Source organism: Lentzea sokolovensis, from assembly GCF_033949975.1.
In the GTDB taxonomy this organism is placed as follows: domain Bacteria; phylum Actinomycetota; class Actinomycetes; order Mycobacteriales; family Pseudonocardiaceae; genus Lentzea; species Lentzea sokolovensis.
The window spans coordinates 218,361-230,781 of record NZ_JAXAVU010000019.1; the positions used below are offsets into that span (position 1 = coordinate 218,361).

Annotated in this window: 9 protein-coding genes and 2 tRNA genes; 8 read left to right on the top strand and 3 right to left on the bottom strand. The window is 68.0% G+C overall.

Annotation, left to right across the window (positions count from 1 at the left end; all coding sequences use genetic code 11):
• The first annotated feature begins 58 nt into the window (after positions 1 to 58).
• Complete coding sequence (locus tag SK854_RS47665) at positions 59 to 1,318, top strand: MFS transporter (protein WP_406601918.1); 1,260 nt, start codon at positions 59 to 61, stop codon at positions 1,316 to 1,318.
• Here the strand turns inward: SK854_RS47665 and SK854_RS47670 are convergent.
• Positions 1,250 to 2,761 (bottom strand): helicase HerA-like domain-containing protein, encoded by a 1,512-nt coding sequence (locus SK854_RS47670; protein WP_319981833.1) that lies wholly within the window; start codon positions 2,759 to 2,761, stop codon positions 1,250 to 1,252. The genes SK854_RS47665 and SK854_RS47670 overlap by 69 nt on opposite strands.
• 72 nt (positions 2,762 to 2,833) lie before the next feature.
• On the opposite strand from SK854_RS47670, the gene orn reads away from it, so the two are divergent.
• The 3 genes from orn (at position 2,834) to SK854_RS47685 (ending at position 5,260) form a co-directional block, all read left to right on the top strand.
• The gene (gene orn, locus SK854_RS47675) at positions 2,834 to 3,439 is read left to right on the top strand and encodes an oligoribonuclease (protein WP_093599053.1); all 606 of its coding nucleotides are present in this window, start codon (positions 2,834 to 2,836) and stop codon (positions 3,437 to 3,439) included.
• A 65-nt stretch (positions 3,440 to 3,504) separates the two neighbouring features.
• Positions 3,505 to 3,577: transfer RNA gene (locus SK854_RS47680), tRNA-His, on the top strand.
• 57 nt (positions 3,578 to 3,634) lie between these two features.
• Positions 3,635 to 5,260, top strand: coding sequence for an ABC-F family ATP-binding cassette domain-containing protein (locus SK854_RS47685; RefSeq protein WP_319981834.1), 1,626 nt, complete (start codon positions 3,635 to 3,637; stop codon positions 5,258 to 5,260).
• Positions 5,261 to 5,264: 4 nt separating this feature from the next.
• Here SK854_RS47685 and SK854_RS47690 read toward each other — a convergent pair whose 3' ends face one another.
• The gene (locus SK854_RS47690; protein ID WP_319981863.1) at positions 5,265 to 6,398 is read right to left on the bottom strand and encodes a L,D-transpeptidase; all 1,134 of its coding nucleotides are present in this window, start codon (positions 6,396 to 6,398) and stop codon (positions 5,265 to 5,267) included.
• Positions 6,399 to 6,682: 284 nt separating this feature from the next.
• On the opposite strand from SK854_RS47690, the gene SK854_RS47695 reads away from it, so the two are divergent.
• The 4 genes from SK854_RS47695 to SK854_RS47710 all read left to right on the top strand — a co-directional run bounded on the left by SK854_RS47695 (position 6,683) and on the right by SK854_RS47710 (position 11,788).
• Positions 6,683 to 6,756 (top strand) — tRNA-Lys (locus SK854_RS47695).
• A 274-nt stretch (positions 6,757 to 7,030) separates the two neighbouring features.
• Positions 7,031 to 9,310: a cellulose binding domain-containing protein gene (locus SK854_RS47700; protein WP_319981835.1), complete on the top strand. Its 2,280-nt coding sequence runs from the start codon at positions 7,031 to 7,033 to the stop codon at positions 9,308 to 9,310.
• Positions 9,310 to 10,977: a cellulose binding domain-containing protein gene (locus tag SK854_RS47705; protein ID WP_319981836.1), complete on the top strand. Its 1,668-nt coding sequence runs from the start codon at positions 9,310 to 9,312 to the stop codon at positions 10,975 to 10,977. Before SK854_RS47700 ends, SK854_RS47705 begins: the two co-directional genes overlap by 1 nt.
• 64 nt (positions 10,978 to 11,041) lie before the next feature.
• Entirely contained in the window at positions 11,042 to 11,788 is a 747-nt protein-coding gene (locus SK854_RS47710) for a class I SAM-dependent methyltransferase (RefSeq protein ID WP_319981837.1), read from the top strand.
• 6 nt (positions 11,789 to 11,794) lie between these two features.
• On the opposite strand, the gene SK854_RS47715 is transcribed toward SK854_RS47710, so the two are convergent.
• On the bottom strand, positions 11,795 to 12,376 hold the full coding sequence (locus SK854_RS47715) for a TIGR03086 family metal-binding protein (RefSeq protein WP_319981838.1): 582 nt from the start codon (positions 12,374 to 12,376) through the stop codon (positions 11,795 to 11,797).
• Positions 12,377 to 12,421 lie beyond the last annotated feature (45 nt).

Here is a 12,421-nt window from a genome sequence, read left to right on the forward strand (position 1 = left end):
TTGGCCATCGGGCCACTGGTCGACGGGTCGGCCATCACCGAACCTTGTCGGCGTGAGACTGCATTGGGCCTGGGTTGTCGCAGGCGTGTCCTTCATCGCCCTGGTCGGTGCCGCGTCGTTCCGCGCGGCGCCGGGAGCGTTGATCGAGCCGTTGCGAGCGGAGTTCGGCTGGTCGACCGGCACGATCTCCCTCGCCATCTCGATCAACCTGTTGCTGTTCGGGCTGACCGCGCCGTTCGCGGCCGCGCTGATGGACAAGTTCGGCGTCCGGGTCGTGGTGACCTGCGCGTTGACGCTGGTCGCGATCGGCAGCGGCCTGACGGTGTTCATGACCGCGTCGTGGCAGCTGGTCCTGCTGTGGGGTGTCGTGGTCGGGCTCGGCACCGGCTCGATGGCGCTGGCGTTCGTCGCCACGATCACCGGACGCTGGTTCGTGAAGCACCGCGGCCTGGTCACGGGCGTGCTGACGGCGGGTGGCGCGGCCGGCCAGCTGGTGTTCCTGCCGACCGTGGCCTGGCTGTCCGAGTCCTACGGCTGGCGGTACGCGTCGCTGGTGATCTGCATCGCCGCGCTGGCCGTGGTGCCGCTGGCGGCGTTCTTCCTGCGCGAGTACCCGCGTGACGTCGGGCTGTTGCCGCTCGGCGCCACCGAGGACACTCCCCCGCCGCCGTCCGGCGGTGCGGCCAAGCGCGCTCTGGGTGCGTTGGCCACCGCTGCCAGGACCCGGCCGTTCTGGTTGCTGGCCGGTGGGTTCGCGATCTGCGGAGCGTCCACGAACGGCCTGGTGGGCACGCACTTCATCCCCGCCGCGCACGACCACGGCATGCCGACGACGACCGCCGCCGGGCTGCTGGCGCTGGTGGGTGTGTTCGACATCGTGGGCACGATCGCGTCCGGCTGGCTGACCGACCGCGTGGACTCGCGGCTGCTGCTGGCGGGCTACTACGCGTTGCGCGGTCTCTCACTGATGCTGCTGCCGCAGCTGTTCGGCGAGTCGGCGCACCCGTCGATGCTGGTGTTCATCATCTTCTACGGCCTGGACTGGGTCGCGACCGTGCCGCCGACCGTGGCGTTGTGCCGTCAGTACTTCGGCATGTCCGGCCCTGTCGTGTTCGGCTGGGTGTTCGCGTCGCACCAGCTCGGCGCGGCCGTGGCGGCGTCCGCGGCCGGGCTCACCCGCGACCACCTGGGCAGCTACGACCTGGCCTGGTACGTCGCGGGCGCCCTGTGCATCGGCGCGGCCGTGCTGTCAGCGTCGCTTGCGCGAAGTCCCGAACAGACCTCGCGTGATCTCGCGCGCCAGGGCACTGCCGGCTGACCGCAGGAACGACTTCACGGCGCTGTTGCCCAGCACCTTCTCGACCATCCCCGGTTCCTCCTTCTCCTGACGAGGAGGTTCCGGGGATCGTTCTTCCTGTGGCGGCGCGACCTTCTGCATGAGCTGCTCGTAGGCCGACTCGCGGTCGATCGTCTCCGAGTACTTGCCGTGCAGGTCCGACGCCTGGGAAGCCTGCTTGATCGCGTCGTTGCCGATGGTGTCCATCAACGAGCGCGGCGCCCGCAGCCGAGTCCACGCGACCGGTGTCGGCGCGCCCTTCTCGCTGAGCACGGTGATGATCGCCTCGCCGATGCCGAGCGACGTGAGCGCCTTCTCCAGGTCGTAGTGCGGCGTCGTCGGGTACGTCTTCACCGTGCGTGCCAACGCCTTCTGGTCATCGGGTGTGAACGCGCGCAGGGCGTGCTGGACGCGCGCGCCGAGCTGCGACAGCACGTCGTTCGGGATGTCGGTCGGCAGCTGCGTGCAGAAGAAGACGCCGATTCCCTTGGACCGGATGAGCTTCACGGTCTGGGTGATCTGGTCGAGGAACGCCTTGGAGGCGTTGGAGAACAGCAGGTGCGCCTCGTCGAAGAAGAAGACGAGCTTGGGCTTCTCGACGTCGCCCTCCTCGGGCAGCGTCTCGAACAACTCCGCCAGCAACCACATCAGGAAAGTGGAGAACAGCGCCGGATTGCCTTGCAGTTCCGCGAGTTCGAGCAGGCTGATGACGCCTTTGCCGTCACGCTGCCGCATCAGGTCGGCCGGGTCGAGCTCCGGTTCACCGAAGAACCTGTCGCCGCCCTGCGCCTCCAGGTTGACCAACGCCCGCAGGATCACGCCCGCCGTGGAACTGGAGACGCCGCCGATGCCCTTGAGGTCGGCCTTGCCCTCGTCGCCGGTGAGGTGCTGGATGACGCTGCGCAGGTCCTTGGTGTCGAGCAGCGGGAGGCCTTTCGAGTCCGCCCAGTGGAAGATCAGGCCGAGCGTCGACTCCTGGGTGTCGTTCAGGCCCAGCACCTTCGACAGCAGGATCGGGCCGAAGCTCGTGATCGTCGCCCGCAGCGGCACCCCGAGACCGCCGGTGCCGATCGACAGGAACTGCGTCGGGTACGACTGCGGCTGCCAGTCGTCGCCGGTGTCCTTGGCGCGGGCCGTGGTCCTGTCGCTGACGCCGCCCTGCTGCGACAGACCGGACAAGTCGCCCTTCACGTCCGCCATCAGCACGGGAACGCCGTTGTCGGACAGCTGTTCGGCGAGCAGCTGGAGGGTCTTCGTCTTGCCCGTTCCCGTTGCGCCCGCGACGAGTCCGTGGCGGTTGACCATGGCCAACGGGATGCGGACGTGCGCGGTCGGCTCCACGGTGCCGTCGACCAGCACGGCGCCGAGTTCGACGGCCGCGCTCTCGGACGCGTATCCAGCAGCGATCTCAGCTTGAGCCGTCATGCAGGAGGAGCGTAACCAGGTTGCCGCACGCCGCCACTCGAAGTTGACGCCTCGCGCAGTAATGTTTCCGGCGTGATGGATCGTCTGGTGTGGATCGACTGCGAGATGACCGGACTCGACTTGGGCAAGGACGCTCTGATCGAGATCGCGGCACTGGTCACGGACGCCGAGCTCAACGTGCTCGGCGACGGCGTGGACATTGTGATCCACGCGGATGACGACGTGCTCGCCTCGATGCCGGACGTCGTCATGGAGATGCATGCCAAGTCGGGCCTGACCGAGGAGGTGCGCGCGTCCGCCGTCTCCATGGAAGAGGCAGAGGCCGCCGTGCTGGCCTACATCAAGGAGTGGGTCCCCGACCCGCGGACCGCTCCCCTGGCCGGCAACTCCATCGCCACCGACCGCGGCTTCATCGCCCGCGACATGCCGGCGCTGGACGCGCACCTGCACTACCGCATGGTCGACGTGTCGTCGATCAAGGAGCTGTGCCGGCGCTGGTACCCGCGCATCTACTACGCGCAGCCGGGCAAGGGCCTCGCGCACCGGGCGCTCGCCGACATCGTCGAGTCGATCCGGGAGCTCGCGTACTACCGGCGGACGGCGTTCGTGCCGCAGCCCGGCCCGTCGTCCGAGCAGGCCCAGGCCGTGGCCGCTGACCTGCTGAAGAACGCCGACTGACCCCCGATTTCAATATCGGTAGCTCTCGTTGCTATGCTTTCCTCGCCGGTCAACGACTGGCAATGGTGGGTGTAGCTCAGCCGGTAGAGCACTGGGTTGTGATCCCAGGTGTCGCGGGTTCAAGTCCCGTCACTCACCCTTTGTCGAAAGGCCTCCGCATCCGCGGGGGCCTTTCTTCACGTTCAGGGAGCCTTCATGACCACGCTCGTCGCCAAGGATCTCGCCGCGGGTCACGGTGACCGCGTCCTGTTCTCCGAGCTGGACCTGGTGGTCGCTCCCGGCGACGTCATCGGGCTGGTCGGCGTGAACGGCGCCGGCAAGTCGACGCTGCTGAAGACTCTGGCCGGCTTGATCCCCGCCGAGTCGGGCCGCGTGACGCTCAGCCCGCCAGGGGCCAACGTCGGGCACCTGTCGCAGGAGCCCGAACGCCGTGAAGGCGAGACCGTGCGGGACTTCCTGGCCCGGCGGACGGGCGTCGCGGACGCGCAGAAGGCCTTGGACGTGGCCACCGAGGCGTTGACCGCCGGCAACGACGAGGGCTACTCGGACGCTCTGGACCAGTGGCTCGCTCTGGGCGGCGCCGACCTGGAGGAACGGTCCCTGGAGGTCGTGTCGGACCTGGGGCTGACCGTGGGCCTCGACGCGTTGATGACCTCGCTGTCCGGTGGCCAGGCCGCCCGCGCGGGCATGGCGTCGTTGCTGCTGAGCCGCTACGACATCTTCCTGCTCGACGAGCCGACCAACGACCTGGACCTCGACGGCCTGGAGCGGCTGGAGAAGTTCGTCACGGGCCTGCGCGCCGGAACCGTGGTGGTCTCGCACGACCGCGAGTTCCTCGCCCGCACGGTCACCAGCGTGCTGGAACTCGACCTGCACCAGAACTCCGTGCGCCTGTACGGCGGCGGGTACGAGTCGTACCTCGAAGAACGCGCACGGGCCCGTCAGCACGCCCGTGACGACTACGAGGAGTTCGCGGACACCAAGGCCTCGCTGGAAGCCCGTGGGCGCATGCAGCGCGCGTGGATGGACAAGGGCGTGAAGAACGCCCGGCGCAAGGCGACGGACAACGACAAGAACGCCCGCAAGTTCCGTGCCGACGCCACCGAGAAGCAGGCCTCGAAGGCCCGCCAGACCGACCGCATGATCGAACGCCTGGACGTCGTCGAGGAGCCCCGCAAGGAGTGGGAGCTGCGGATGGAGATCGCCGCAGCGCCGCGCTCCGGTGCCATCGTGGCGTCCCTGCGGGCAGCGGTGGTCGAACGCGGCGGCTTCCGGCTCGGCCCGGTGGACCTGCAGATCGACTGGGCGGACCGGGTCGCGATCACCGGAGCGAACGGCGCGGGCAAGTCGACGCTGCTGGGCGCGTTGCTCGGCCGGGTCGAGCTGACCTCGGGCTACGCGACGCTGGGTTCCGGCGTCGTCGTCGGCGAGGTGGACCAGGCGCGCGGGCTGTTCCTGGGCGATCTGCCGCTCGTGGACGCGTTCGAGGAGGCCGTGCCGGAGATGAACCCGGCCGACGTGCGCACGTTGCTGGCGAAGTTCGGGCTGAAGGCGGTGCACGTGAAGCGTCCGGCGGCGTCGTTGTCACCGGGTGAGCGGACGCGGGCGGCGCTGGCGTTGCTGCAGGGCCGCGGGGTGAACCTGCTGGTGCTGGACGAGCCGACGAACCACCTCGACCTGGCCGCGATCGAACAGCTGGAGTCGGCGCTGGACAACTACCCCGGCACGTTGCTGCTGGTCACGCACGACCGGCGGATGCTGGAAGCGGTGCAGGTGAACCGTCACCTGGCCGTGTCGGGCGGCCAGGTGACGGTCTCCTAGAGCTCTAGCGGTTGCCCTGGACCCACTGGGTCCACGGCACCTGCCAGTCGCCGAAGCCGTCCCACGACTCCAGCGCAGGGCCACCGGAGTTGACGACGGTCACGATGTCGCCCTGCTTGCTGTTGTCGAACACCCACTTGGCGTTCTCCGGCGAGAGGTTGAGGCAGCCGTGACTGACGTTGCGGTTGCCCTGGTCGCCGATGGACCACGGCGCGCTGTGGAAGAAGATGCCGCTGTTGGACATGCGGTACGCCCAGTCGACCGGCGTCTTGTAGCCGCCGTTCTCCAGCGCGAGGCCGTACGTGGTCGAGTCCATGATCATGTGGTCGTGCTTCTCCATCAGCACGTACGTGCCGGTGGGCGTGGCGTCGGCCGGCTTGCCCATGGAGGTGGGCATGGTGCGCACGACGTTGCCGTTGACCTTGACGTTGACCTGGTGCGACTGACCGTCTGCCTCGTAGATGACCTCGTCGCCCACGGTCGTGGTGATCGTGCGGTCTTCCTGGCCGTAGATGCCGTCACCGATGTGCTTGCCGTAGACCTTGATGTTCATCGTGATCTTGGTGCCCGACTTCCAGAACTTCTCCGGACGCCAGTGCACCTCCTTCTTGTTGAACCAGTAGAAGGCGCCCTCGACCTTGGGCTCGGTGGTGATCTCCAGCATCTTCTCGGCCGCGACCTTGTCGGCCACCGGCTCGTCGAAGTAGAAGGCCAGCGGCTGGCCGACACCGATGGTGGTGCCGTCCTGCGGGTTCGTCGACACGTACGTGAGCGTGCGCGGCTTCACCGTGGTGAAGGACGACTCCTTGGTCTGCGGCTTGCCGTCCTCGCCGGTCGCCGTGGCGGACAGCTTGTACGTCTTCGAGTACCCGAGCGGCTCGGTGTTCGTCCACTGCGTCGACTCGGGATTCATCTTGCCCTCGACGACCTTGCCGTCGGGGTTCGTCAGCTTGACGTCGGTCAGCTTCCCGTCCGCCGCGGTCGCGATGACCGGCAGACCGGGCGACACGTCCGCCGCGCCGTCGTTCAGCGCCAGTGTCAGCGTGACGGGCTTCGGCGGCGGAGGAGGAGCACTCGACTCCCCGCCGGCGCCGCCCGTACCGCTGTCGCCGCCCCCTGAACAGCCTGCGATCAGCATCACAGCGACACCCGCTGCGACGACCCCACGACCGCGCCTGCCCCACATCCCCATCGACGTACTTCCGATCTGCTTGTCGCCACTCCCGAGACTGCCTGCACGAAGTCGCTTTGGCGTCCCCCGATTAGGTGACGACAGGGGGTGCACCGAAGTTGCGCAAGTGGCCGGATCGTTACGTGGCAGATGCGCGCCAAACCCGTGCTGACCAGCCGATTGGGAGCGCGCGGAGGCGCTGTGCTAACGTTCTTCCCGTCGGAACGAGCAAGCCTCCGGCACACAAACAAGCGCCGCTAGCTCAGTTGGTTAGAGCAGCTGACTCTTAATCAGCGGGTCCGGGGTTCGAGTCCCTGGCGGCGTACTCCAGAGAAGCAGGCAGAGATTCGTCTCTACCTGCTTCTCTGCATTTCCCGGTTCTTCGCGTTGACGACCGGTTTGATCATGCATCCAGCGGACGCAACAGACTTCTGCAAACGGTGCCATTTCCCTAATTCACATATCTGACTTTTCACATGCTCGAACTTTGTCGCGAATTGGCCGCGAATCATTGACGACTCCTCAGGAACTATTCACAATTCGACTCCACGATGTGAGCCGCCCCACACACGTGGTCGAACTGTTCCTTGGAGGCATGCGTGTCCCGAAGTCAAAGTCTGCGACGAGCCGCCGCGCTCGGCATCGTGGGCACTCTCGCCGCGGCGGGCATCGCCGTGCTGGTCAACGCCGCGGGTGCGGCTCCCGGTGCGGGCGCGCTCACCGGGCTGGACACCTCGGCGGGCAATCGCCGGGCACCCGTCAGCGGGCTGTACGACTGGAGCAAAGCCGGTTATCGGGGCGGCCAGAACCTCCCCGGTGCGAACGAGATCAATCCCGATGAAGCGTGCCAGATCACCGCGGCCGAATTGGCGAGCCAGTTCACCGTGAAGCCGAATGACGGCCTGGACGATTCCGCCGGTCTGCAATCAGCCATCGATTCGATCAAGACGACCTGTTCGCCGTCCGCGAGCTACACGAAGCTGAGTCTGATCACGCTGCCTGCCGGTGAGCTGTCCGTGTCGCGTGAGCTGCACGTGGACGCGGACCACCTGATTCTTCGAGGGGCCGGCAAGGACGCCACGAAGTTCACGTTCCGGCCGGACGCGAACACCCTCTACGACGCCCTCACCCCGGACGGCTCCGACTGGGACGAGGACGGCATGACCTCCGGCGCGGGCAAGGGCGGCTGGCTGTGGCCCGGCCGGGGCCTGTTCCGGGTCCAGTCGCGCGGTGTCGACCCGAGCTACGCGAGCGACTATGCCGCCGCTCCCGCCAACCGCAAGGACATCTTCGAGGGCACGGTGAACGTGCACTGGAAGGTCGGCGCGAAGGTGGCGACCGCGGCCAAGACCGGTGACCGCACGATCACTTTGCAGTCGGCGAGCAGGATCAAGGCCGGCATGTTCGTGAACGTCCGTGCCGCGAACTCGGTCAAGTTCTACGAGCAGCAGCAGGCGACCGGCGCCGGGTTCCCGATGCTGAACATGCACATGCGACAGCAGATCTTCACCGTCACCTCGGTCACCGGCAACACCGTGACGCTGGACAAGCCGCTCGAGTACGACGTCCCGGTCAACTCCACTTCGGACGGTTCGGCGCCGATCGACGGGACGCCGTACGACTCGAAGGTGTCCCCGCTGATCGACCCGGTCGAGGGCGTCGGTTTCGAGGACTTCGGCTTCACGCAGGCGATGCCCGGGCTCGACCAGGCCGACGCGATCAACAACTACGGCAACATGGCGCCCGCCGCCGAGATGCACGGCATCGTCTTCAAGTGGGCGGCCAACTCCTGGGTGCGCGGCGTCAGGGCGGAGATGACGGGCTCGCACCCGATCGTCACCGAGGAGGCCAAGAACCTCCAGATCGTGAACAACGAGCTCGACGGCTCGTGGAACAAGGGCAAGGGCGGCAACGGTTACTTCCGCGGCTCGCGCGTGTGGGACTCGCTGTACACCGGCAACACCTCCCGCAACCTGCGCCACTTCACGTTCCAGTGGTCCGCGTCGGGCAACGTCGTGATCGGCAACGACTTCGACTCCGACCTGAACCTGCACGGCGGCTGGGAGCGCAACAACCTGTTCGAGCTGAACACGGTCCGAGTGCCCTACGCGCACCGCTCGGCCAACTGCCGCGCCAACTGCGGTGAGGAGGGCGGCGGCGGTCCCGACAACTCCAACTGGTTCCCGATCTGGTGGGGCGCGGGCAAGAAAGCCGTGAAGTGGTCCGGCGCGTCCGGTCCCCGCAACGTCTTCTTCAACAACACGATGACCAAGCAGACCGCGACCGGCGGGCCGTTCAACGACTTCTACGCCGACCACTCGCGGATCTACCAGTTCGGCTGGAACGGCACGGCCTACCAGCACCTGGACATCGGCGGCACGCCCATCACCGACTGGGCCACCAACGAGCAGCGCGACTTCACCGGCGGCCACGGCGTGGACGCCACGAAGACGGACTCGGCGGCGTCGCTGTTCCTGAGCTCGGTCAACGGCACCCCGCCGACCAGCACCACCACGTCCACGACGACGGCTACTACGACGACAACCACCACCACGCCGCCTGCCGGTTCGTGCGTCACCGCCAAGGTCACCCAGACCTCGGTGTGGAACGGCGGCTACGGCGCCGACGTGACGGTCACCAACGGCTGCGCCACGGCGACGACGACGTGGACGGTCGAGTTCGACCTGCCGGCGGGCACCACGGTCAGCAGCTCCTGGAGCTCCGTGCGGACGTCCACGGGCCAGCACCACAAGTTCACCAACGCGAGCTTCAACGGCACCGTCAAACCCGGCGCCACCACCAAGTTCGGCTTCAACGCCTCGGGTGCCGGTCTTCCCACCGGCTGCACCGTCAACGGCAAGTCCTGCGGAGGCAACTGATGGGCACACGAGCACTCGCGCTCGCCGCGGTGACGGCAACGGTCGCGGCGTTGCTGAGCGGTGGGTCCGCGCAGGCCGCGGCACCCGCGCTGAAGGCGGCGGTCACCCAGACGTCCGTGTGGAACGGCGGCTACGGCGCCGACGTGACGATCACCAACTCCGGTGACGCCGCGAGCACGTCGTGGACGATCGAGTTCGACCTGCCGTCCGGCACCACGATCACCAGTTCCTGGAGCTCCGTGCGGACGTCCACGGGCCAGCACCACAAGTTCACCAACGCGAGCTTCAACGGCACCGTCAAACCCGGCGCCACCACCAAGTTCGGCTTCAACGCGTCCGGCGGCAGCCTGCCCACGAACTGCACGATCAACGGCGTGGCGTGTGGCGGCGGTACTCCGCCCACCGACACGCAGGCGCCCACCGTGCCGGCGGGTCTGCGGTCCACGGGCGTGACGTCCGGCTCGGTGTCGCTGGCCTGGACGGCGTCCACGGACAACGTCGGCGTCACCGGTTACGAGGTGCTGCTCGGCAACGCGGTCAACGCGACCGTCACCGGCACGTCGGCCACGGTCACCGGCCTGTCCCCCGCCACCGCGTACTCGTTCTCGGTGCGCGCCAAGGACGCGGCGGGCAACACGTCGGCGGCGAGCACGGCGGTCGGTGCGACGACCAGTCCGGGCACCGGCGGCGGCACCACGGTCGACGTCTCCACGGCGGCGCAGCTCCAGGCGGCACTGGCCGCGGCCACCGCGGGCCAGACCATCAAACTCGCGGCGGGCACCTACCGCGGCTCGTTCGTCGTCAACGGCCGCGCGGGCACCGCGTCCCAGCCCATCACCCTGAGCGGCCCGCGGGACGCCGTCCTCATCAACGACGGCCCCACCGGCGAGGCTCCGTCCTGCCCCGCGCCCACCGCGGGCTGGGACTCCGGCTACGGCCTGTGGGTCTTCAGCTCCTCGTACTGGAACCTCACCGGATTCACCGTGCAGGAGTCGAAGAAGGGCATCGTCCTCGACAACTCGCACCACACCACGATCGACTCGGTCTCGGTGCACCACGTCGACGAGGAAGCCGTCCACTTCCGCCGTTCCTCGGCCGACGGCATCGTCCGCGACTCCACCATCACCGACACCGGCCTGGTCCAGCCCGGCTTCGGCGAGGGCGTGTACCTCGGGTCCGCCAACTCCAACTGGGCCTGCCACGGCAACAACGGCGGCATCGATCGCAGCGACCGCGTCCAGGTGCTCAACAACAGGATCGGCCCGAACATCGCGGCCGAGCCGATCGACGTCAAGGAAGGCACCTACGAGGGGGTCATCCGCGGCAACACCTTCGACGGTCAGGGCATCAGCGGCCAGAACTCGGCCGACTCCTGGATCGACGTCAAGGGCATCGGGTACCTCATCGAGGACAACACCGGCACGTTCCGCAGCCCCGGCACCTTTGCCAACGGCTACGAGACGCACAACACCAGCACCACCCCCAGCCTCCCCAACGGCTGCGGCAACGTCTGGCGCGGCAACCGTTCCGACCTCGGCGGCGTGGGCCAGTACGCCATCAACATCACCTCGGTGTCGAAGTGCACGGCGATGCCCAACGTCGTCTACGCCTCCAACACCGTGACGGGGGCGGTGAAGGGCCTGACCAACGCTCAGGTCACCCCGTAACGGCGCCTTGAGTGGCCCGGCGGCCGCCGGGCCACTTTCGTTACCCTCGGAAGCGGGGGTACACATGAGCGGAACGGATCTGTACGACGAGATCGGCACCGGGTACTCGTGGGGACGGCGCACCGATCCGCGCTGGATGGCCAAGATTCTCGCCGCGCTCGGCACCGCTCGAACGATCGCCGACGTCGGCGCGGGCACCGGCTCCTACGAACCGCGCGACCGGACGGTGCTCGCCCTCGAACCGTCCGTCGAGATGATCCGGCAACGACCACCCGGCGCGAGCCCCGCCGTGCGCGCCGTCGCCGAAGCCCTGCCGGTCCGCGACCACGCGGTCGACGCCGCGCTGGCCGTGCTGACCGTCCACCACTGGACCGACTGGCGCGCAGGTCTCGCCGAACTCCGCCGCATCGCGCCACTTCAGGTCGTCCTGGCCTACGACACGCGCCGGCACACCGACTTCTGGTTCGTCCGCGAGTACGTGCCCGAAATCGCCGACCTGGAACGCACCAGGCCTTCAGCGGACGACATCGCGCACGAACTCGGTGCCCGCAGCGTCACCGTTCTGCCGCTGCCGTGGGACTTCACCGACGGCGTGTTCCCGGCCTACTGGCGCCGCCCGGCCGCCTACCTCGATCCCCGCGTCCGCCGCGCCTGTTCCGCCCTCGCCCAAACGGATCCCGGTGCGGTCGATCGGGGTGTCCGGCGGCTGCGCGCCGACCTGGACAGCGGTCGCTGGAGCGAGCAGCACCAGGACCTGCTCGACCTCGACGAGTGGGACGCGGGCTTCCGCCTCATCGTGTCGCGTACCTGAACGGCCTCACCACTTCGGGGAGCGCCCCAGGGCGGTCAGAACGCGGTTCAGCGGATCTTCGTCGTCCGCGTCGAGCGCGGGCGCGAAAGGCGCGCCGGGCTTCAGTCTGCTCTCGCCGTCCGGCACCGCCAACGCGATCCGCAACGCGGGCCCGGCCAGTTCCGGAGCCAGGCGGTGTTCAAGCCCCAGCGAGCGCGCGACGTCCCAGCCGTGCACCACGTAGTCGATCAGGTGGAAGCCGATCGCCTGCATCGCCGGGAACCATGCCCCGAACTCCGGCAGCTCGAATTCCCGTTGCGGCACTTCGGGTTCCGCGAAGGCCGCGAGCACGTCCTCCGCGGCTTCGGCGTACTCGGCGACGGGCCGCGAGCTGACGGAGACCTTCCAGGCCGCGAGATCCCCGCCCTGACCTCTGGCAGCGGCGGCGAACCCGTGGTGCTGGGCGGTCATGTGAGCGAGGAGCTGGGCGAGTGTCCACTCAGAACACGGCGTGGGCTTTCCCAGGTCGTCTGTGGACACCCGGGACACGATCTCGACGCTGGTCCGCACCGCCGTGCGATGCAGAGCCAGCAGTTCAGTGATAAGCATATGCCTACGATATGCAGATGCTTACTATCGACGCAAGGTCGCTAT

Coding starts and splice junctions, on each gene's coding strand:
- SK854_RS47670 (WP_319981833.1), bottom strand. CDS start 2,761: ATGACGGCTCAAGCTGAGATCGCTGCTGGATACGCGTCCGAGAGCGCG.
- SK854_RS47685 (WP_319981834.1), top strand. CDS start 3,635: ATGACCACGCTCGTCGCCAAGGATCTCGCCGCGGGTCACGGTGACCGC.
- SK854_RS47690 (WP_319981863.1), bottom strand. CDS start 6,398: ATGCTGATCGCAGGCTGTTCAGGGGGCGGCGACAGCGGTACGGGCGGC.
- SK854_RS47705 (WP_319981836.1), top strand. CDS start 9,310: ATGGGCACACGAGCACTCGCGCTCGCCGCGGTGACGGCAACGGTCGCG.
- SK854_RS47710 (WP_319981837.1), top strand. CDS start 11,042: ATGAGCGGAACGGATCTGTACGACGAGATCGGCACCGGGTACTCGTGG.
- SK854_RS47715 (WP_319981838.1), bottom strand. CDS start 12,376: ATGCTTATCACTGAACTGCTGGCTCTGCATCGCACGGCGGTGCGGACC.